At 68.4% G+C, this 20,240-nt stretch carries 15 protein-coding genes, 1 pseudogene and 1 riboswitch; of the genes and pseudogenes, 12 read left to right on the top strand and 4 right to left on the bottom strand.

Translation table 11 applies throughout. The annotated features are described in order from the left end of the window. Positions 1-16 precede the first annotated feature (16 nt). Positions 17-1,339 carry a glutamate-1-semialdehyde 2,1-aminomutase gene (locus tag ASF87_RS04560; protein WP_056374514.1) on the top strand — a complete coding sequence of 441 codons (1,323 nt, stop codon included), beginning with the start codon at positions 17-19 and terminating at the stop codon, positions 1,337-1,339. 16 nt (positions 1,340-1,355) lie between these two features. On the opposite strand, the gene ASF87_RS04555 is transcribed toward ASF87_RS04560, so the two are convergent. Further along, positions 1,356-2,759 (bottom strand): HNH endonuclease signature motif containing protein, encoded by a 1,404-nt coding sequence (locus tag ASF87_RS04555; RefSeq protein ID WP_056374512.1) that lies wholly within the window; start codon positions 2,757-2,759, stop codon positions 1,356-1,358. 144 nt (positions 2,760-2,903) lie between these two features. On the opposite strand from ASF87_RS04555, the gene ASF87_RS04550 reads away from it, so the two are divergent. After that, positions 2,904-3,353: a hypothetical protein gene (locus tag ASF87_RS04550; RefSeq protein ID WP_056374511.1), complete on the top strand. Its 450-nt coding sequence runs from the start codon at positions 2,904-2,906 to the stop codon at positions 3,351-3,353. Positions 3,354-3,432: 79 nt separating this feature from the next. On the opposite strand, the gene ASF87_RS17875 is transcribed toward ASF87_RS04550, so the two are convergent. Further along, entirely contained in the window at positions 3,433-5,397 is a 1,965-nt protein-coding gene (locus ASF87_RS17875; RefSeq protein ID WP_082508757.1) for an ATP-binding cassette domain-containing protein, read from the bottom strand. 121 nt (positions 5,398-5,518) lie between these two features. Between ASF87_RS17875 and ASF87_RS04540 the strand changes: the two genes are divergently transcribed. The 3 genes from ASF87_RS04540 (at position 5,519) to ASF87_RS04530 (ending at position 10,748) form a co-directional block, all read left to right on the top strand. After that, positions 5,519-6,580 (top strand): enoyl-CoA hydratase/isomerase family protein, encoded by a 1,062-nt coding sequence (locus ASF87_RS04540; RefSeq protein ID WP_056374508.1) that lies wholly within the window; start codon positions 5,519-5,521, stop codon positions 6,578-6,580. Positions 6,581-6,780: 200 nt separating this feature from the next. Further along, positions 6,781-8,508, top strand: a complete 1,728-nt coding sequence (locus tag ASF87_RS04535; RefSeq protein WP_056374507.1) for an ABC transporter ATP-binding protein — start codon at positions 6,781-6,783, stop codon at positions 8,506-8,508. Then, a complete protein-coding gene (locus ASF87_RS04530) occupies positions 8,505-10,748 on the top strand; it encodes an ABC transporter ATP-binding protein (protein ID WP_056374503.1) in 2,244 nt (747 codons plus the stop codon). The genes ASF87_RS04535 and ASF87_RS04530 overlap by 4 nt, the downstream gene beginning before the upstream one ends. 69 nt (positions 10,749-10,817) lie before the next feature. Here ASF87_RS04530 and ASF87_RS04525 read toward each other — a convergent pair whose 3' ends face one another. Continuing rightward, positions 10,818-12,458 (bottom strand): D-alanyl-D-alanine carboxypeptidase family protein, encoded by a 1,641-nt coding sequence (locus ASF87_RS04525; RefSeq protein WP_056374502.1) that lies wholly within the window; start codon positions 12,456-12,458, stop codon positions 10,818-10,820. An 82-nt stretch (positions 12,459-12,540) separates the two neighbouring features. After that, positions 12,541-12,650: riboswitch (TPP riboswitch) on the top strand. Here ASF87_RS04525 and ASF87_RS04520 point away from each other — a divergent pair. From ASF87_RS04520 to ASF87_RS04500, 5 genes are all read left to right on the top strand, one after another. Next, on the top strand, positions 12,644-13,300 hold the full coding sequence (locus tag ASF87_RS04520; RefSeq protein WP_157549999.1) for an ECF transporter S component: 657 nt from the start codon (positions 12,644-12,646) through the stop codon (positions 13,298-13,300). It overlaps the preceding riboswitch by 7 nt. Continuing rightward, entirely contained in the window at positions 13,297-14,757 is a 1,461-nt protein-coding gene (locus ASF87_RS04515) for an ATP-binding cassette domain-containing protein (protein WP_235558863.1), read from the top strand. The genes ASF87_RS04520 and ASF87_RS04515 overlap by 4 nt, the downstream gene beginning before the upstream one ends. After that, positions 14,754-15,551, top strand: a complete 798-nt coding sequence (locus ASF87_RS04510; protein WP_056374497.1) for an energy-coupling factor transporter transmembrane component T family protein — start codon at positions 14,754-14,756, stop codon at positions 15,549-15,551. The genes ASF87_RS04515 and ASF87_RS04510 overlap by 4 nt, the downstream gene beginning before the upstream one ends. Positions 15,552-15,768: 217 nt before the next feature. Further along, the gene (locus ASF87_RS04505) at positions 15,769-16,869 is read left to right on the top strand and encodes a TerC family protein (protein ID WP_056374495.1); all 1,101 of its coding nucleotides are present in this window, start codon (positions 15,769-15,771) and stop codon (positions 16,867-16,869) included. Between the two features lie 94 nt (positions 16,870-16,963). Beyond that, positions 16,964-18,286, top strand: a complete 1,323-nt coding sequence (locus ASF87_RS04500) for a hemolysin family protein (RefSeq protein WP_056374493.1) — start codon at positions 16,964-16,966, stop codon at positions 18,284-18,286. Positions 18,287-18,298: 12 nt separating this feature from the next. Here the strand turns inward: ASF87_RS04500 and ASF87_RS17435 are convergent. After that, a pseudogene (locus ASF87_RS17435) lies at positions 18,299-18,415 on the bottom strand (aminoglycoside 3'-phosphotransferase); the annotation flags it as partial. 203 nt (positions 18,416-18,618) lie between these two features. On the opposite strand from ASF87_RS17435, the gene ASF87_RS17970 reads away from it, so the two are divergent. Together ASF87_RS17970 and ASF87_RS04490 are read left to right on the top strand one after the other, a co-directional pair. Beyond that, the gene (locus ASF87_RS17970) at positions 18,619-19,269 is read left to right on the top strand and encodes a hypothetical protein (RefSeq protein WP_235558862.1); all 651 of its coding nucleotides are present in this window, start codon (positions 18,619-18,621) and stop codon (positions 19,267-19,269) included. 171 nt (positions 19,270-19,440) lie between these two features. Further along, positions 19,441-20,202, top strand: coding sequence for an SDR family NAD(P)-dependent oxidoreductase (locus ASF87_RS04490; RefSeq protein WP_056374492.1), 762 nt, complete (start codon positions 19,441-19,443; stop codon positions 20,200-20,202). The last annotated feature ends 38 nt before the right edge of the window (positions 20,203-20,240 follow it).

Below are 20,240 nucleotides of genomic sequence, written 5' to 3'. Positions count from 1 at the left end.
CGCTGAGGAGTGTGCTGTGACCGACCGCAATGATGACCTGTTCTCCGCTGCCCGCACGGTGATCCCCGGTGGTGTGAACTCACCCGTGCGCGCATACGGTTCGGTCGGGGGCACGCCGCGCTTCCTCGCGTCGGCCGCGGGTGCGACGGTGACCGATGCCGCAGGCAACGAGTACGTCGACCTCGTCGCGTCGTGGGGTCCGGCCCTGCTCGGCCATGCGCAGCCTGAGGTCGTCGCCGCCGTGCAGGAGGCGGCGACTCGAGGACTTTCGTTCGGCGCCCCGACCGAGGGCGAGGTCGAACTCGCTCAGCTGATCGCGGATCGTGTGCGGTTCGGGGAGACCCGGCCCATCGAGCGAGTGCGGCTCGTCTCGACCGGCACAGAAGCGACGATGACCGCGATCCGCCTTGCCCGCGGCGCCACCGGGCGCGACCTGCTGGTCAAGTTCGCCGGCCACTACCACGGTCACTCCGACGGTCTCCTCGCCGCGGCCGGGTCCGGCGTCGCGACTCTCGCTCTGCCCGGGTCCGCGGGGGTGCCCGCGCCGATCGCCGCACAGACCCTCGTGATCGACTACAACGACCCGGGCGCGCTCGAGGCCGTCTTCGCCGAGCACGGTCCGCGTATCGCCGCGGTGATCGTCGAGGCCGCAGCCGCGAACATGGGTGTGGTTCCGCCGCTGCCAGGGTTCAACCGGCTGCTGGCCGAGACCGCACACGCTCATGGCGCGCTGTTGATCCTCGATGAGGTGCTGACGGGCTTCCGCGTGCACCCCGCAGGCTTCTGGGGGCTCCAGGCCGCGGCCGGCGAGGACTACCTGCCCGACATCTTCACGTTCGGCAAGGTTGTCGGCGGAGGAATGCCCCTGGCCGCTCTCGGTGGACGCGCTGAGGTCATGGACCTGCTGGCACCTCTCGGCCCGGTCTACCAGGCGGGCACGCTCTCGGGCAACCCGCTGTCGGTCGCTGCCGGCCTGGCGACTCTGAGGCTCGCGACCCCCGAGGTCTATGCGACCGTCGATGCCGCCGCAGCCAGGGTCTCTGGCGCTCTGGACGCCGCTCTCGCGGACGCAGGTGTCACCCACGCCGTCGCGCATGCGGGAAACCTCTTCAGCGCCTCGTTCCGTGCTTCAGCGCCTCGCGACTATGCCGAGGCCCAGGCCCAGGAGTCGTTCCGGTACGCGCCGTTCTTCCACGCGATGCGCGAGCATGGCGTCGCGCTGCCTCCGAGCGTGTTCGAGGCCTGGTTCCTGACAGCCGCGCACGGCGAGGAAGAGCTTCAGCGCATCGAAGCAGCGCTCCCGATCGCGGCCGACGCTGCTGCCCGCGCACACGCGTAAGCTGCACGATCCCGCCTCAGACGAACATGACTCGTCGTGACGGTGAGTCCCGATAGGTGCGGCCGAGCGGGCTGAACCAGTCGATCGTGCCGTCGGGAAGCTGCTGCGCCGTCCAGCGAGTGTCGTCAGCGACGTCTGGATGCTTGAGGGAGTGGTGACGCGCGCACAGATGGGCGAGGTTGTGGATCTCGGTCCGTCCGCCCTTCGCATGATCGAAGGTGTGGTCGATCTGGCACCGATGCACCGGCATCCTGCAGCCGGGGAACCGGCAGTGCTGATCTCGCGCTCGGAGAAACCGTCGCATGGGTTCTGTCGGCCGGTAGGTGTCGGTCTCGACGACCAGCCCGGTCGGATCGAGGAACAGCCGGGTCCATCCGCCGTTGCGGCCCGCGAGATCGCGTGCGATGTCGGGGTGCAGCGGCCCGTGTCCGTCGAGCTGTGCGGGGCGATCGTCGCAGCCCGCGAGTGTGGAGGCGGCGACTGTGACGTGGATGCGCCCCAGGATGCTGTCGAGTCCTGACCCGTTGGCGGCGCTCGGATCGGAGGCGAGCAGGAGGTCGATCAGCAGATCTGCCCGCACCTGATCGATCGTGCGGGTGTCGGACGGGATGTGCTCGACGGTGGGGCCGGTCGGATCGGTCGTGAAGGTCCCGTCGCCGAAGATCGCGTAGTCGTCTCGCGACGGGTCGTCTTGCGCGATGTCTTCGGGATAGATCGGATTCTCGCCATCGTCCACCGGAGCGAGCGTCGGCTCGCGGTCGTTCCGCCCGGCGACGACGACGTGCGCGAGTCGCGTTAGTCGGTCGAGGATCGCCGTCGCGAGATGCTCGGGGAGCACGGCTGTCAGCACGCACAGACCGTCTCCTGCCGGGCGTACGGTGACGGTGCGCTCCGACTTCGAGCGCGCATGGCGCTCGGCGACCGTGGAGCCTGCCAGGACGGCGGCCAGCTCGCGCAGGTGCGCTCGTGTTCGGGCAGGGGTCTCCCGTTCGGCCACGATGACCGCGACCGTGTCGTACAGCGGCAGCACATCGGCCTCCGCTCGCCCGTTGTTGACGGCCTCACGGACCACTCCCGCCGCCCGCACGATCTCGCGGACATGCGCCGCCGTGATGCTGCCGGCTCTGAAAGCCGAACGCACACCGGGGTGGCTGGCGTCGAGGAAGCCGGCGTCGCTGAAGGCGTACTCGACGCTGCCCTGAGCCAATCGGCCCGCCGCGGAGTACTCCGCGATCATCGACCTGTGGATGGCGTCGCGGTGGAACGGGTTCTCGTCGGAGTCAGACCGGCTCAGGCGCATCCGCTCGGCAAGGAGATCGGACGCCTCGGCTTCGAGGCTTGCGATCTGTCGCCGCTTCTCGACCCACGAGTCGAGCAGCTCTGCGCGCTGCTCGCGGTCGGGATCGGTGGCGGATGTCATGCTCCGACTCTAGTAGATTTGTTCGAAGGTCGAGCAGAACATCGGAATGGAAGAAGGTGGAATCGTGGGAACCGACAACGGATCGTTGCCTTCCTGTGAACAAGACACAGACATCTGGAAGGGTGCCGCTGGCAGACTGGACGCATGGTGACGTTGCTGCTGGACCAGACGCAACTCGAGATCGTGCTCTCGCCGATCGAGCGTGCGGCGAGCTTCCACCGTGACAACGTGAGGCTCGTGCGCGACACCATCACCAAGGTCCAGCTGATCGACGACGCATGGACCTGGTTGCGTGGCGTGCCGAATCCGGGGACGCACATCCCCGGTGTGCTCGCCGCCGGAACGTGGAAGGCTGCGGGCAGCGTCGATTTCGTCCTCATCCGCCGCCGGCGTCCCAGCGTGGTCATCGACCTCTCCGGTGACGAGCAGTATCGACGACTGATCCTCACGACGAGGCACGGCCTCGCTCTGACCCAGGCGCTCCGACTCGATGTGTCGGATGAACCGGCAGACGTCGAGGAGATCGTGGCCACATCGCCCACGCCGGTGTCGAAGGGGAGTCGCCGTCCGGTGATCCGCCCACGGCCCGCCTGAGCGATCCGAGAACGAGCGAACGCCCTCCGCAGCCTCACGGCGCGGAGGGCGTTCGCGTCGGTGCCCTCGAGGGGTGACCTCAGGACCGGTCGTGCTGGCCCTCGTGGTGCTCGTGGTGCTGACCCTCGTGGTGCTCGTGGTGCTGGCCCTCGTGGTGCTCGTGGTGCTGGCCCTCGTGGTGCTCGTGGTGCTCGCCCTCGTGCTGCTCGTAGTGCTCGCCATCGCGACCGTCGTCCGCCTCGGGAGCGGCATCCGCCTCTGTCTCCGCCTCTGCTGATGCGTCGACTTCTCCGAGCGGGTAGTCCTTGGGCTCGTCCTCGTAGTAGGCGCGCGCAGCTGCGGCGAGCATGGAGGTGACGGCAGCCGAACGAGGGTCGTCGTCGCCAGACGCTTCAGCCGACGCGTCATCAGAAGCTTCAGCCGACGATTCGTCGAATTTGTCGGATTCGTCGGAATCGTGTGCCTCGGCGAAGAACTCGACTCCGGAGTGCTCGCCGGTGCCGTCTTCGTTCGCAGTCGGGTCTGTCGCGTCAGGGACGTGACCGTCGGTGTCGTCGCTGACGCGGGCGTCGGTGTCGTCGGCGGCATGAGCGTCCGGCGCGTCGGCCGGGGCGGTGCCGAAGAGGATGTCGTCGAACGACGGCTGGGCGTTCGCAGCTTCGGTGTCCGCGGGCGTCTGCGGCTCGGTCGATCCGCCTGCCGGGTCATCATCGCCGTGGGCGTCCTCGCGGCCCGCATGCGCGGCCTCCGACGCGACGTCGGCCGCATCTTCCGCGTCGTTCGCATCCGAGGCATCGGCCGCATAGCGGAGCTCTGCCGCGGCGTACTCGATGTCACGAGCCGCATCCGCCGCATCCGCCGCGTCGTCGGCCTCGGCATCCGCCGCGTCGGCCTCCGCGCGGGCGGCGTCGGCCACGTCCGCATCGGATTCGGAGAGAACCGACGCATCCGCATCGGTCGCAGCTGCATCGGACTCGGACACATCGGACCCCGCGACATCCTGAGCCTGCAGGGTCTCGGAATCGGCGTGGTCGGAGTCGGCCACGTCCGACGACTCGGATGGCGGCGCGGAATCGACGGCAGGCGCTCCGGCATCCGCGACCGGCGCTGCGGAATCGACCGGGGCGGCGGTGATGGCCTGCGGCGCGAGCCTGCCGCCGCGGACGAGCTCGATGAAGACGTCCTCGAGAGTGGGGCCGCGCTGCACCAGGGTGGCGAGGGCGATGCCGGCCGATGCCGCGATGGCGCCGACGGCTCCCGCGTTGCTGCCGCGAACCGTGAGACCCGATCGGAGCACCTCGACCTCGAGGCCCGCCGCCGAGAGCGCGGACTTCAGTGCGGCACGATCCGCCGCGTCAACCACGACCGAACCGGCAGAAGGGTCGGCGAGCGTCTCGATGCCGCTCGAGAGAACGAGCTGGCCCTTCGAGAGCACGAGCACGTGGTCTGCGACCTGTTCGATCTCGCTCAGCACGTGCGAGGAGACGAGAACCGTGCGGCCCTCGTCGGCGAGGCGACGCAGAAGGAGGCGGATCCAGCGGATGCCCTCCGGGTCGAGGCCGTTGGCCGGCTCGTCGAAGACCAGAGCGCCGGGGTCGCCGAGCAGCGCGTGTGCCACGCTCAGCCGCTGACGCATTCCGAGCGAGAAGCTGCCGATGCGACCTTCGGCCTCGTGCTCGAGACCGACCAGCGAGAGGACCTCGTCGACACGCGAGAGCGGGATGCCGTTGGCTTTGGCAGCGATCGTCAGCTGGCGTGAGGCCGAGCGGCGAGGGCGATACGCGGTCTCCTCCAGGACGGAACCGATCGTGCGCAGCGGGTGACGCAGCTCTGCATGCGAGACTCCGCCGATCGTGGCGGTGCCGCTCGTGGCGCGCACCTGGCCGAGGAGGATGCGCAGGGTGGTGGTCTTGCCGGCGCCGTTCGGGCCGAGGAAAGCGGTCACGACACCGGGCTCGACTCGCGCGGAGAAGTCGGACACCGCCGTCACGTCGTTGAAGCGCTTCGTGACGTGCGTGAACTCGAGCACCTGTCCGTCGGGCATCTGCGACCTCTCGTTGCAGTGGGCAGTTCTGTCTATCCTGCCGGAAAAGCCGCAGGATCGTGCATTTACCCTACGAACGCGGCCGGATGCAAGGGTCCGTCAACCGGGTAGCCTGGCACCCGTGACCGAATCCAGCGCTGCTTCCCGGGTCCTCGTCCGCACCGAAGGGGCCCTCGGCAGGCTGACCCTGAACCGGCCGGAAGCGATCAACGCGCTCGACCCCGGGATGATCCAGCAGCTGACCGAGGCCCTCGAGCGTTGGCGCGACGACACCGATGTGCAGATCGTCGTCATCGACGGCGCGGGCGAGCGAGGCATGTGCGCCGGGGGAGACGTTCGCGCACTGCATGGGCAGATCGTGGCCGGACGCACTGAAGAGACCGCCGAGTTCTTCCGCGCCGAGTACGCGTTGAACGCGATGATCGCCGAGTACCCGAAGCCCATCGTCTCCATCGCCGACGGCATCACGATGGGCGGCGGCGTCGGCCTCTCGGGTCACGCGGCCATCCGCATCGTCACCGAGCGTTCCCAGCTGGCGATGCCCGAGACGCGCATCGGATTCACCCCTGACGTCGGCGGCACGTGGCTGCTGGGGCGGATGCCAGGGCGATTCGGGGAGTACTTCGGACTCACGGGCTCGACGATGAACGGAGCGGATGCGGTGCTGCTCGGCTTCGCCGACCACTTCGTGCCGTCCGATCGGCTCGATGCGCTGCGCGAGGCGCTGGCCTATCGTGCCGACCCGACCGGGCCGGCCGAGATCGTGCTGCTGTTCGACGAGACTCCTGAGCCGTCTGCGCTCCCGGCGTCACGCGATTGGATCGACCGCGCGTTCTCGTCCGACACGATCGCGGAGATCGTGTCGCGGCTCCGCGCCGAGGAGGCTGCGGATGCCGCGACGACCGCGGACCTGCTCGAGAGCCTGGCGCCGACCGGACTCGCCGTCACCCTCGACGCCGTCAGGGAGGCACGTCGACTCCCGAACCTGCGCGCCGCTCTCGAGGGCGAGTACCGCCGTGTGATGTGGTTCGTGACGCGGCATCCCGATCTCGTCGAGGGCATCCGTGCGCAGGTCGTCGACAAGGACCGCAATCCGAAGTGGAACCCGGCGACCATCGCCGAGCTCCCGTCGGATGCCGGTGCTGAGGCTCGGGATTTCGTGCCCGAACGCTCGCTCTTCTGAGGTATTTCGATATATCTGCGGTTGTTCGCCGCGGTGCATAAACCGCTGGCCGCGGGCTAAATGGTTCGCTGTCAGCGAAGGTCCGCCCATCGGGGGATACGAATGTCCGAAGTTCATGCCACTCTTGCTTGTGCGCGATCGTCGGCCTGCGTCCGCCCGTCGGGAGATCCGCCGATTCATCCTTCCTAGAAAGTCCGCCTGTGCTGGGAAAAATCCTCCTCCGTTATCTCGCCCGCTATAAATGGCTGCTCGCGGCCGTCCTGGTGTTCCAGTTCGCCAGCGCGCTCGCCACCCTCTACCTCCCGCGCCTGAACGAAGACATCATCAACAAGGGCGTCGCCCAGTCGGACACCGATTACATCTGGCGCACCGGGCTCTTCATGCTCGCCGTCTCGCTCGGGCAGATCATCGCCTCGGTCATCGCCACCTACTTCGCCGCCCGCGCGTCCATGGGCGCGGGGCGCGACATCCGCGCCGACGTCTTCGCCAAGGTCAGCGGATTCTCCGAGCGCGAGGTGTCGCAGTTCGGTGCCGGCTCCCTCATCACGCGCAACACGAACGACGTGCAGCAGGTGCAGATGCTCGCGATGATGGGCGCCACCATGCTCGTCACCGCGCCGCTGCTCGCGATCGGCGGCATCATCTTCGCCGTGCAGACGAACATCGGTCTGAGCTGGCTCATCGCCGTGTCCGTGCCGCTGCTGCTGATCGTCGCCGGGCTCGTCGTCAGCCGCATGGTGCCGCTGTTCCGCAGCTACCAGGGCAAGCTCGACACCGTGAACCGCGTGCTGCGCGAGCAGCTCACCGGCGTGCGCGTCGTGCGGGCCTTCGTCCGGGAGAACATCGAAGAAGAGCGCTTCCGCGGAGCCAACACCGACATCATGGTGGTCGGCCGCAAGGTCGGCTCGCTGTTCGTGCTGCTGTTCCCGCTGTTCATGCTGATCCTCAACGTCACGATCGTGGCAGTCGTGTGGTTCGGCGGCATCGAGGTCAACAGCGGCACGGTGCAGGTCGGCACGATCTTCGCGTTCATGCAGTACATCGGTCAGATCATGGGCGGCGTCATCATGGCCAGCTTCATGGCGATCATGATCCCGCGCGCCGCGGTCTCGGCCGAGCGCATCGGCGAGGTCCTCGACACGCAGTCGAGCATGGAGCGCCCGGCGAACGGCGTCACCGAGTTCCCGACGCCCGGCTCGGTCGCCTTCGACGACGTCGAGTTCACCTACCCCGGGGCCGACTCTCCCGTGCTCAAGGGCATCAGCTTCGCTGCAGAGCCCGGCGAGACCGTCGCGATCGTGGGGTCGACCGGTGCGGGCAAGACGACACTCGTGTCGTTGATCCCGCGACTCTTCGACGTCTCGGGCGGAGCCGTGTTCGTCGGCGGCACGGATGTCCGCGAGGCGGATGTCGAATCGCTGTGGGCGACGATCGGTCTCGTTCCGCAGCGCCCGTTCCTCTTCACCGGCACGGTGGCGTCGAACCTCCGCTACGGCAGAGAGGACGCGACCGACGAAGAGCTCTGGCATGCCCTCGAGATCGCACAGGGCCGCGACTTCGTCGAGGAGATGCCGCAGGGCCTCGAATCGCGCATCACACAGGGCGGCACGAACGTCTCGGGCGGACAGCGTCAGCGTCTGGCGATCGCCCGCGCGATCGTGCGTCAGCCGCAGATCCTGGTGTTCGACGACTCGTTCTCGGCTCTCGACCTCACCACCGACGCGCGATTGAGGCAGGCCCTATGGCGTGAGCTGCCGCACGTGACCAAGATCGTGGTCGCGCAGCGCGTCTCGTCCATCACCGATGCGAACCGCATCGTCGTGCTCGAAGGGGGCACCATGGTCGGCGTCGGCACGCACGAGGAGCTCCTCGAGACGAGCACCACGTACCGAGAGATCGTCGAATCGCAGCTGGGGGTGGACGCATGAGCGAGCAGAACACACCTCAGACCCGTCGCGGTCGCGCAGCCAAGGCCACGGCCGCGACCGCCGCGGTCGCACCCGAACTGACCGAAGAAGAGAAGTACGAAGCCGAGCTCGCCGAGAAGGCGCGCCAGGACGGCGGCGGCTGGGACAGCGTCGCACCCGGCAAGGCCGACAACTTCGGCCAGAGCTTCAGCCGGATGATCGGGTTGCTCAAGCCCTCGGCCGTGTGGTTCATCCTCGTGTCGATCGCCGGCGCCGTCGGCGTCGTGCTGACGGTCGCCGCGCCGAAGGTGCTCGGCGAGGCCACGAACCTCATCTACAAGGGCTTCATCTCGGTGCAGCTCGCGCAGGCGAACGGGGACTTCCCCGGGTTCCCCGCCGGCACCCCGCAGGACGATGTCGTCGCCGCGCTCCGCCAGGGCGGGCAGGACGACTTCGCCAACCAGGTCGAGGCTCTCGGCAGCTTCAGGGTCGGTGACGGTGTCGACTTCGACGCGCTGCGGTGGATCATCATCGCCGTGCTGGCGATCTACATCACCGCCGCCTTCCTCAGCTGGCTGCAGGGCTACGTGATCAACGTCATCATGGTCCGCACCATGTGGCGCCTTCGCGAAGCGGTCGAGGCGAAGATCAACCGCCTGCCCCTGTCGTACTTCGACAAGGTGCAGCGCGGAGACCTGATCTCCCGTGTGACCAACGACATCGATAACATCACGCAGACGATGCAGCAGTCGCTGTCCGGTGCGATCACGGCCGTGCTCACGGTCGTCGGCGTGCTCGTGCTGATGTTCTCGATCTCGTGGCAGCTCGCTCTCGTCGCGCTGATCGCGCTCCCGCTCATGGGTGTGATCTTCGGGGTCATCGGCCCTCGGTCACAGAAGGCCTTCGGCACCCAGTGGCGCAAGGTCGGTCGCCTGAACGCCCGCGTCGAAGAGGCTTTCTCCGGCCACGCGCTGGTCAAGGTCTTCGGTCGCGAGCAGGATGCACTCGAGAAGTTCAAGGCCGAGAACGAGGAGCTGTTCCAGGCGAGCTTCAAGGCGCAGTTCCTCTCCGGCATCATCATGCCGGCGATGACCTTCGTCGGCAGTCTCACCTACGTGGGCATCGCCGTGCTCGGCGGTCTCATGGTCGCGAGCGGGCAGCTGCGTCTCGGCGACGTGCAGGCGTTCATCCAGTACTCGCAGCAGTTCACGCAGCCGCTGTCGGAGCTCGGTGGAATGGCCGCGGTCGTGCAGTCGGGAACGGCGTCCGCCGAGCGGGTGTTCGAGCTGCTCGACACCGAAGAGCAGGAGGCCGACGCCGCAGATGCTCCGAAGCTCGCCGACGGCAAGGGCGTCGTGGAGTTCGAGAACGTCGCGTTCTCGTACACGCCCGAGCGTCCGCTCATCAGAGACCTCTCTTTCCGGGTCGAGCCCGGTCAGACGGTCGCGATCGTCGGTCCGACCGGAGCGGGCAAGACGACGCTCGTCAACCTGATCATGCGGTTCTACGAACTGAACGGTGGGCGGATCCTGCTCGACGGTCAGGACATCTCCGAGGTCACGCGTGAGCAGCTGCGCTCACGCACCGGCATGGTGCTGCAGGATCCGTGGCTGTTCGCCGGCAGCATCCGCGAGAACATCAGATACGGACGCTCCACGGCGACCGACGACGAGGTTCTCGAGGCGGCGAAGGCGACGTATGTCGATCGCTTCGTGCGCTCCCTCCCCGAGGGCTACGACACGGTGCTCGACGAGGACGCATCGAACGTCTCGGCGGGTGAGCGCCAGCTGATCACGATCGCGCGAGCGTTCGTCGCTCAGCCGTCGATCCTGATCCTCGACGAGGCCACGTCGGCGGTCGACACCCGCACCGAGGTTCTGCTCCAGCACGCGATGGCGGCGCTGCGACAGGGACGCACCTCGTTCGTGATCGCTCACCGACTGTCGACGATCCGCGACGCCGACCTCATCCTCGTGATGGAACACGGTGACATCGTCGAGAAGGGCACGCACGACGAGCTCATCACGGCGCAGGGTGCGTACTGGCGTCTCTACCAGTCGCAGTTCGAGCAGGCGGCCACCGACATCGACGCAGAGGACGCGCTCACGGGCTCGACCCCTGTCGTCGTCAGCGGCGACGCCGAAGAAGCTGCTGCGGCGGCACAGGTCGGGGTCTCGGTGGGGGCGCAGGTTCCTGCCGCCGAAGCCGCTGCGGCACAGTCCGTCGTCGAACGCTCGGACGACGGGGGCCAGAAGGGCTGATCCGCACGACGGCCGAGAAGCAGAATGCCCCGACTCCCGTTCATCCGGGGGCGGGGCATTCTGATGTCGTCAGCGCTGCGCTTCGGTGATGCCGAGGAGTTCGAGCGGATGGGTCAGGCGCCACCACGGGCTCGGGGCATCGACGTCATCGGCGAGCGACAACGACGTCGTCACCGTGTTCAACGGTCCTGAGCTCGTCAAGGTGCCGACCTCGTCGCCCGACTCGCGGTTGTCGCCGAGGGAGAAGTCGGTCGAGGCCTCGGCCATCGCGCCGTTCCACAGCACGATGTCGGCATCGGCATCCGTCACCACATCAGCGGTCGCGCCCCACGGCGTCGTGACCGTGCCGACGACGGTGCCGGCCGCGACAGCGGGAGCCTGCTGCTCCAATGCCGTCTCGACCTGCGAGAACAGCGAACGGGTCTGGGCGAGGCGCTGCTCATCGTCGGCCTGCCCGAGAACCGACGCATAGAGGTGCACGGTCGTGTCGTCGAGCGTGATGACCTTCGCGGTCAACAGGTTCCAACTGTCGCCGAGCGTGCCGGTCTTGACTCCGACCACGCCAGGATCCGCCAGCATCCCGTTCGTGTTCACCACTGTGCCGGCGCCCGGAAGATCGACAGACGGAGTGCCGACGATGCCGGCGAACACGGGGTTCTGCATCGCCAGTTCGGCCAGTGCGACGAGCGACTCAGGCGTGGCCGTGTTGCGGGCGTCGAATCCCGATGGGGTCACGATCGTGATGCTGTCGAGGCCACGGTCGCGCAGCCACACCTCCGCCGCAGCGGTGAACGCCGAGGGGGAGCCCCAGATCTCCTGAGAGAGGCGGTCGATGTAGTTGTTCGCCGAACCGAGCAGCGTTCCCTGCAGGAGCTGGAACTCGGTGAGAGTGCCGCCCACGGGCACGTCGAGCGCCGACTGGTCGGAGCGGCGGTAGTCCCAGTACGCCAGGTTGTCCGCCCGCGTGAACGAGAACTCCGGGCCCTGCTCGCCCACGGCGAGAGGCATCCGATCGAGCACCATCAGACTCGAGACCACTTTGGTGACGCTCGCGATCGCCGCCGCATCGAGCGATGACGACGTCGTGCCGATGCCGCCGATTCCCACGGCGGCGCTTCCCTGGGTGGGCCAGGTGATGGCGGCTGTGGGCGCGGCGACCGTGGAGAGCTCCACTGCCTGCACGGTCGGCGCCACCTCGTGCAACGGCCACAGCATGGCCGACCCGACATAGGTGCCGAGCAATCCGACGAGAACGCCGAGCGGGACCAGCACGCCGGGGCGGGTGATCGCCGGGCGCAGATGGGCTCCGGTCAGAAGTGCGCCGCCGCTCGCGGCGGGAGGCGTGTCATCGAGCGCCTCGGTCGCCGGGTGCCGCGCGACTTCGACCGCGTCGACCCACGTCAGGGGCGTCCCACCGCTGGCGCCCTCTGCCCACTGGGCGTGGGGAGTCGTCTCGGGAGCCTCGAGAGCCGCCTCGAGAGCGATGAGCCCGGGTGCGTCGTCATCCGCATCTGATCTGGGTGCCGCATCCGTCGTGCCGGCCGACGAGACGTCGGCATCAGGAAGCGCCGCAGGCGAACCGGCGGGCTCCGACGAGTCAGCCGTGGCACCGGCAGGCGCTGACGCATGAGGCGCTGTCGCATCGGGCGTCGACGCATCGCCCGCAGGAACGGCGGAGGCGGTGGCCTCGGCGGAGTCAGGAGCGGTCACCTCCTCACGGTACCGAACTCGCGCAGGGATCAGTGTCGCTGCAACAAGAGCAGACGTGAGTGTCGTCACTGGGTAAGATCGTCAGAACAACCACGGGAGTCCGGCGAGCCGGGCTGAGAGGGAGCGAATCGCGCTTCGACCGTCGAACCTGATCTGGGTAATGCCAGCGCAGGGAGGAGTCACTGATGAGTACATCCACGCCCGGATCCACCACGGAATCCGCAGCCGTCTCGCGCGCCTCGAAGGGCCTCGGTCGCCCTGAGCTCTGGCGCTGGCGGGTCGTCGACATCGTCGTCGCCAGCGTCATCGCCGTCGCGTGCGCGCTGATCTTCCTGCTCTGGAACGTCGGCTACGAGGTGCCCAGCAGCATCCTGAAGCCGCTGCTCCCCGGCGTGCAGGGCCTGCTCGCCGGCCCCTGGCTCATCGCCGGTGTGCTGGGCGCGCTGATCATCCGCAAGCCGGGCGCCGCGCTCTACACCGAGCTGGTCGCCGCGATCATCTCGGCCCTCGTCGGCAACGCCTGGGGTCCGCTGACCATCGTCTCGGGCCTCGTGCAGGGTCTCGGTGCCGAGCTGATCTTCCTCGTGTTCCTCTACGGCGTCTGGCGTCTGCCTGTCGCGATGCTGGCGGGTGCCGGAGCCGGACTCGCGTGCGGCATCAACGACCGCATCCTCTGGTACGCCGGGGCAGACACGCTCTTCACCACCGTCTACATCGTCTCGACCACCATCTCGGGTGCGGTGATCGCCGGACTCGGCGCGTGGCTGATCGCCCGAGGACTCGCGGCGACGGGAGCCCTCAGCCGGTTCGCCGCCGGCCGCGAGGTCACCGCACGGGTGTGAGCTCGCCCACGACGCCCGCCACCCTCGAAGCCCACGGCTGGGGGTGGCGGTACGCGACTCGACTGCGGTGGGCGGTGCGCGACGTGGATCTGCGGATCGAACCGGGCGAGCGGGTGCTGCTGCTGGGGGCTTCGGGCTCGGGCAAGTCGACCCTGCTGCAGGGATTCGGCGGGGTGCTCGGAGGGGCGGACGAGGGCGAGACGCGCGGAGGGCTGCTCGTCGACGGCGTGCCGCCTACCGAGGCGCGCGGCCGGGTCGGCATGGTGCTGCAGGACCCCGACACGCAGACGATCCTCGCCAGGGTCGGCGACGACGTGGCGTTCGGCTGCGAGAACCTCGGTGTCCCCCGCGAGGAGATCTGGCAGCGGGTGCGCGCGGCGCTGGACGCCGTCGAGCTCGATGTCGCACTCGATCGATCGACGGCCGCGCTGTCGGGCGGTCAGAAGCAGCGTCTCGCGCTCGCCGGCGTGCTGGCGATGCGACCGGGCGCGATCCTGCTCGACGAGCCGACCGCGAACCTCGACCCCGGGGGAGTGCAGGACGTGCGGGATGCCGTCGCCGCCGCCCTCGATGCAACGGGCGCCACCCTCGTGGTGATCGAGCATCGCATCGACGTCTGGCTGCCGCTCGTCACGCGGGTGATCGTGCTCGGCGCCGAGCCGGAGGGCACGGTCGTCCTCGCCGACGGGAGCCCTGAGCAGGTGCTCGGCGCGCGAGGGGCAGAGCTCGCGGCATCCGGTGTGTGGGTTCCCGGCCACCCGCCCGCCGTTCCGCCCGCGCCGGCGCACCAGCCGGGGGAGACCCTCCTCGAAGCGCGCGGCCTCACGGTCGCTCGGCGACGGGGGCTCGCGGTCGCCGGGCCGTTCGATGTCGAGGTTCGCGCGGGCGAGGTGCTCGGAGTCACCGGCGCGAACGGCGCAGGAAAGTCGACGCTCGGACTCACGCTCGCAGGGCTCATCCCCGCCGAGGACGGCCGGGTCGCGGCTCTGCCCGCGCTCGCCGCCGGAGAGAAGCCCGACCCCATCCGCTGGTCGTCGCGCGCGCTGCTCACCCGCATCGCATCGGTCATGCAGACTCCCGAGCACCAGCTGCTCGCGAAGACCGTGCGCGACGAGCTATCGGTCGGCCCCCGGGCTCTGAAACTCTCCGAGCCCGAGATCACCGCTCGTGTCGACGACCTCCTCGAACGACTGCGGCTCACCTCGCTCTCCGGAGCCAACCCGTACACGTTGTCCGGCGGGGAGAAGCGGCGGCTCACGGTCGCCGCGGCCCTCGCCACCCGGCCGCGGATGCTGGTGCTCGACGAACCCACCTTCGGGCAGGACGCCACGACCTGGGCCGAACTCGTCGGCCTGATCGCACGCCTGCGTGACGAGGGCACGGCGATCGTGGCGATCAGCCATGACGAGGCCGTGCTGGAGGCCCTGCATGCGCGGCGCCTGGAGGTCGGCCGATGATCGACCCGCTGACCGCCCGCATCGAAAGACCGGGGCCGATCGCCCCTCGCTCAGCCCTCGCGAAGCTCACCGCGGCGCTGTTGATCGCGCTGCCGCTCGTGCTGACGATCGACGTCGTCTCGGCATCCGTCGCCCTGCTGCTCGAGATCCCGCTGCTTGTTCTCGCCGGCCTGCGGGCCAAGGAGTTCTGGACCCGCACCGCCGTGCTGTGGATCGCAGCGCCGCTGAGCGCGGTCACCATCGCGCTCTACGGCGCGACCAGCGGAACGGTGCACTTCGAGTGGCTGGTCATGCGCGTCAGCGACGGGTCGCTCGCCCTCGCCGCAGCGACCGCCGTGCGCGTTCTCGCGATCGGGCTGCCGGCCGTGGTGCTCTTCGTCACGGTAGATCCCACCGATCTCGCCGACGACCTGGCGCAGCGGGTGAAGCTGCCGGCGCGGTTCGTCGTCGGCGCGCTTGCGGGCATGCGGATGCTGGGCCTGCTCGCCGATGACTGGCGCGCACTGGCACTCGCGCGGAGGGCTCGCGGCGTGGCCGACGAAGGGCGGGTTCGCCGAGCTTTCGGCATGGCCTTCGCGCTGTTCGTGCTGGCCATCCGGCGCGGATCCTCCCTGGCCACCGCGATGGAAGCCCGTGGCTTCGGCGGCACAGCGACCCGCTCGTGGGCGAGGGAGTCGAGGTGGGATCGGCGGGACACGGTACTGGTCGTCGTCGCGGCGGTGATCCCGGTGGTGGCGATCGCCGTGGCTGTGCTCACCGGTGCGTGGAACTTCATCCTCGGCCCGACCGCCTGAGGCGCACGAACGAGACAGACCCGCAGCATCCACTCAGCTTTCTCATAGCTGGAATGCCGATGTATTCGCTAGCATCGAGTGAACCCAAGGGGAGTACTCCACCACGGGCGGCTCGTCATTACGGATGTCCCTGCATCCCGGGTCCCCGGTTCTCGTTCTCGAGGATGGAGAAGACCTTGGCGTCGACATCGTCACGCCTACGTCTTCTGGAGACCTCTTGAACATCACGCCTCTCGTGTGGATCATCACGATCGCCGTCACGATCGCCTTCTTCGTGTACGAGTTCTTCGCCCACGTGCGAAAGCCCCATGAGCCGACCATCGGCGAGTCCGCCCGCTGGTCTGCCTTCTACATCGGCCTCGCGCTGCTGTTCGGCGTCGGCATCGGCACCGTGTCCGGCTGGACCTACGGCGGCGAGTACTTCGCCGGATACCTCACCGAGAAGGCGCTGTCGATCGACAACCTCTTCGTCTTCCTGATCGTGATGACCGGCTTCGCCGTGCCGCGCATCTATCAGCAGAAGGTGCTGATGATCGGCATCGTGATCGCGCTGATCATGCGCGGTGGGTTCATCGCGCTCGGCGCCACGCTGATCGAGAACTTCTCGTGGATCTTCTACCTCTTCGGCGCCCTGCTGCTGTTCCTCGCCTACCGCCAGGCGTTCGCGCACGGCGAGTCCGACCCCGCCAACGGCCGCTTCATGCGGTTCGTGCGCCGTGTCCTGCCGGTGAGCGACGAGTACAACGGCGATCGCCTGACCGTGCAGCGCGACGGCAAGCGCTTCTTCACTCCGATGTTCCTCGTGATCATCGCGATCGGCTTCGTCGACCTGATCTTCGCGGTCGACTCGATCCCCGCGATCTACGGTCTGACCGAAGAGGCGTACATCGTCTTCACGGCCAACGCGTTCGCCCTCATGGGTCTGCGTCAGCTGTACTTCCTCATCGGCGGTCTGCTGCAGCGCCTGGTGTACCTCGCCCAGGGTCTCGCAGTCATCCTCGCCTTCATCGGCGTGAAGCTCGTGATGCACGCCCTGCACGTCAACGAGCTGCCGTTCATCAACGGCGGCGAGCCGCTGCTGTGGGTGCCCGAGATCCCGATCTGGTTCTCGCTGGTCTTCATCGGCGCGACCATCGCCGTCGCCACCATCGCGAGCCTCATGAAGACGCGACGCGATGACAAGCGCACCGCGCTCGAGACCGAAGCCGCAGCTGCGCTCCCCGGAGCCTCGGATGCCGACTCCACGGTGACCTCCGCTTCGACCTCCGCTTCCTCCTCCGACACCGGCACCACCCACACCCAGAAGGAACACTCGTGAACCAGTCGCGCCGCTCCGACGCGTCCGCAGACCCCGACAGATCCGGCGCCCGAATGACCTCGGGCACCCCCGCACCTCGTGAGGTGACCCGCTGATGGGCGACCTCGCGGTGAACATCGCCCTGGTGTTCGTCTTCGTGCTCGTCGGCGGCGTGTTCGCCGCGACCGAGATGGCGCTCGTCACGCTGCGTGAGAGCCAGATCAACGCGATCGCCGCCCGCGGCAGACGAGGTGAGAAGGTCGCGAGCCTGGCTCGCAACCCGAACACGTTCCTCTCGGCGGTGCAGATCGGCGTGACGGTCGCCGGCTTCGCGTCCGCGGCATACGGTGCGACCTCGATCGCCCCGTCGGTCGCGCCGCTGCTCGAGAGCCTCGGCGTCGCGGCGCCGCTGGCCCTGACGCTGGCGACCGTGCTGCTGACGTTGGTGATCGCGTACCTCTCGCTCGTGCTGGGCGAGCTGGTGCCCAAGCGCCTCGCGATCCAGCGCAACGCGCAGTTCGCGTACGCCGTCGCGCCGGTGCTCGACGGCTTCGCCACCGTCATGCGGCCCGTCATCTGGCTGCTCTCGGTGTCGACGAACGCGGTGGTGCGCCTGCTCGGCGGCGATCCGCACAAGGCCGCCGACGAGCTCAGCGAAGAAGAGCTGCGCGACATCGTCGCGACGCATCAGAGCCTCCCCGACGATGAGCGACGCATTCTCGACGACGTGCTGTCGCTGCGTGGCCGCCAGGTGAGCGAGGTCATGCGGCCTCGTCCGGAGGTCGTCGCACTCGACGGTGCGGCGACGCTGGCCGAGGCGATCTCGCAGGTCAGGGAGCTGCCGTTCTCGCGGTACCCCGTGATCGACGCGTCGCTCGATGACATCGTGGGCTTCGTGCACGTGCGCGATCTCTTCGAGGCCGCAGCCGACGACGCCACGCGCGAGGTGGTCGGCCTCATGCGCCCGGTCGAGTACGTGCCGTCGACCGCGGGCGTGCTGCCGACCCTGACCCGCATGCGGGCGGCCGGGCACCAGATCGCGGTCGTCGTCGACGAGTACGGCGGCACCGACGGCATCGTGACCCTCGAGGACCTCGTCGAGGAGGTCGTCGGCGAGATCTTCGACGAGTACGACACGGAAGACCGGATGCAGGATGCCGGCGGCGCCCTCGACGGACGCCTGAACCTGCAGGACTTCGCTGAGATCACCGGCATCGCCCTGCCCCGAGGCGCGTCGGACACGGTCGCCGGTTTCGTGACCGAGATGCTCGGGCGCCTCGCGGTGGTCGGCGACTCGGTCGAGGTGCCTGGGGCGACGATCCGGGTCACTGCGGTCGATCGGCGACGGATCGCCGAAATCCGGGTGGTTCTGCACGAGGACGCCGACGTCGATGCCGCCGCGGATGCCGATCCGGGTGCCTCTGCGCCGATGGGCTGAGGCTCAGGTCTCGTAGCGGTCGGCTGTGCCGAGTGCCGCGAGATCGACATGTGCGAGCGGTCGACCGGCATCGTCGAGCAGCGTGTTCGGCATGCACGCGTCGCCATGACACACGACCAGCCGAGTCAGCGTGGCGCCGCGGCCAAGGACCGCACGATCGGCGGGATGTCCGTCGTGGCGGATGGGATGCTCATGGGTCGCTCACCTCGTGTGTGAACGTATATCGGAATGCACGTATTTTCCCGGTTCTCGGAGGCCATGCGCGGTTAGTGTCAGTCCCGGTCGCCGTCGGCGGCCGCATCATCCATCCCACTCGACACCCAGAGGTCTTCGTGCGCGTTTCGTCTCGGTCGCAGTGGTGGCGGCGGCACGGCAGCGATGCCGACGCCGCCTCGTCCGCATCCGAGGTGCCCGGTCCGGGCGCCGCTCAGGCTACCGCGTTCGGACTGCCGAAGGCTCCGGCGATCTCGACGCAGGAGTCCGGTGAACGGGATCTCGACCAGTTCGTGCAGTGGATCTGGAGTGAGGACGCCGAGTCATCCGTGCCGGCATCCGCATCCGCCTCCGCGCCCGACGACACCGGCGCACGCATCACCATAGAGGAGCAGTACAACATGAGTTCACTTGACGACGCCCTGCAGCAGCTGCTGGCCATCGAGGGCGCCACGGGCGCCGCGATCGTCGATTACGGCAGCGGAATGGCCCTCGCCCAGGGCGGCAACCCCTCGTTCGATCTGGGGATCGCCGCGGCCGGCAACTCGAACGTCGTGCGCGCCAAGCTCGCGACCATGAGAGACCTCGGGGTCACCGACGAGATCGACGACATCCTCATCACCCTGAGCTCGCAGTACCACCTGATCAACGTGCTCAACGCGACCGGCGCAAGCGGTCTCTTCATCTACCTGGTGCTCAACAGCGCGTCGGCGAACCTCGCGCTCGCACGTCACAAGCTGAAGGGCATCGCCGCGCAGATCGAGGTCTGATCTCGCGAGTCGCCTGGAAGGGGCGGGGCCATGACGGCTCCGCCCCTTCGGCGTGCGCGGCGTAGGCTCGAGATCGACACTGTCGACGGATGCCACACTCCTGACGTGTCGCCTGAAACTCGGAATCAGCTAAACTGACACTGAGTCGCACACGTTTCGAAGGAGAACCGCATGCAGATCCAGGGCTCGAGTGCTCTCATCACCGGCGGTGCGTCCGGTCTGGGCCTCGCCACCGCACGAACGCTCGCCGCCGCGGGCGCCGTCGTCACGATCCTCGACCTGCCGTCCTCGGCCGGAGCCGAGATCGCCGACGAGCTCGGCGGAGTCTTCGCGGGCGGCGACGTGACGAGCGCCGATGATGCCGCCGCGGCCGTCGCCGCAGCTCAGGCGGCAGCGCCGCTGCGCATCGTGGTCAACTGCGCTGGCATCGCCCCGCCGGCCAAGGTGCTCGACCGCGACGGCAACCCCGCGGTGCTCGCCGACTTCGAGCGCATCGTGCGCATCAACCTCGTCGGCACCTTCAACGTCCTCTCGCAGGCATCCGCCGTGATCGCGAAGAACGAGCCGACAGATGACGGTGACCGCGGCGTGATCGTGAACACCGCGAGCGTGGCGGCCTTCGACGGTCAGATCGGTCAGCCCGCGTACTCGGCATCCAAGGGCGGCGTGCACGCGATGACCCTTCCGGTCGCTCGCGAGCTCGCCCGCTACGGCATCCGCGTCTGCACCATCGCCCCCGGCATCATGGAGACGCCCATGCTGATGGGTCTCCCGCAGGCCGCGCAGGACTCGCTCGGTCAGCAGGTGCCGTTCCCTTCGCGCCTCGGACGCCCCGACGAATACGCCGCCCTCGTTCAGCAGATCGTCGAGAACGGCTATCTCAACGGAGAGACGATCCGCCTCGACGGCGCGATCCGCATGGCACCGAAGTAAGCCCACCCGCGTTCGAATCGCGCAACCGACCCGATTCG

The organism is Microbacterium sp. Leaf161 (assembly GCF_001423645.1).
Lineage (GTDB): Bacteria > Actinomycetota > Actinomycetes > Actinomycetales > Microbacteriaceae > Microbacterium > Microbacterium forte.
The sequence above is the reverse complement of the archived record's forward strand: the minus strand, read 5'-3'. Positions and strand labels throughout refer to the sequence as shown.

Coding starts and splice junctions, on each gene's coding strand:
- ASF87_RS04555 (WP_056374512.1), bottom strand. CDS start 2,759: ATGACATCCGCCACCGATCCCGACCGCGAGCAGCGCGCAGAGCTGCTC.
- ASF87_RS04550 (WP_056374511.1), top strand. CDS start 2,904: ATGGTGACGTTGCTGCTGGACCAGACGCAACTCGAGATCGTGCTCTCG.
- ASF87_RS17875 (WP_082508757.1), bottom strand. CDS start 5,397: ATGCCCGACGGACAGGTGCTCGAGTTCACGCACGTCACGAAGCGCTTC.
- ASF87_RS04530 (WP_056374503.1), top strand. CDS start 8,505: ATGAGCGAGCAGAACACACCTCAGACCCGTCGCGGTCGCGCAGCCAAG.
- ASF87_RS04520 (WP_157549999.1), top strand. CDS start 12,644: ATGAGTACATCCACGCCCGGATCCACCACGGAATCCGCAGCCGTCTCG.
- ASF87_RS04510 (WP_056374497.1), top strand. CDS start 14,754: ATGATCGACCCGCTGACCGCCCGCATCGAAAGACCGGGGCCGATCGCC.
- ASF87_RS04500 (WP_056374493.1), top strand. CDS start 16,964: ATGGGCGACCTCGCGGTGAACATCGCCCTGGTGTTCGTCTTCGTGCTC.
- ASF87_RS04490 (WP_056374492.1), top strand. CDS start 19,441: ATGCAGATCCAGGGCTCGAGTGCTCTCATCACCGGCGGTGCGTCCGGT.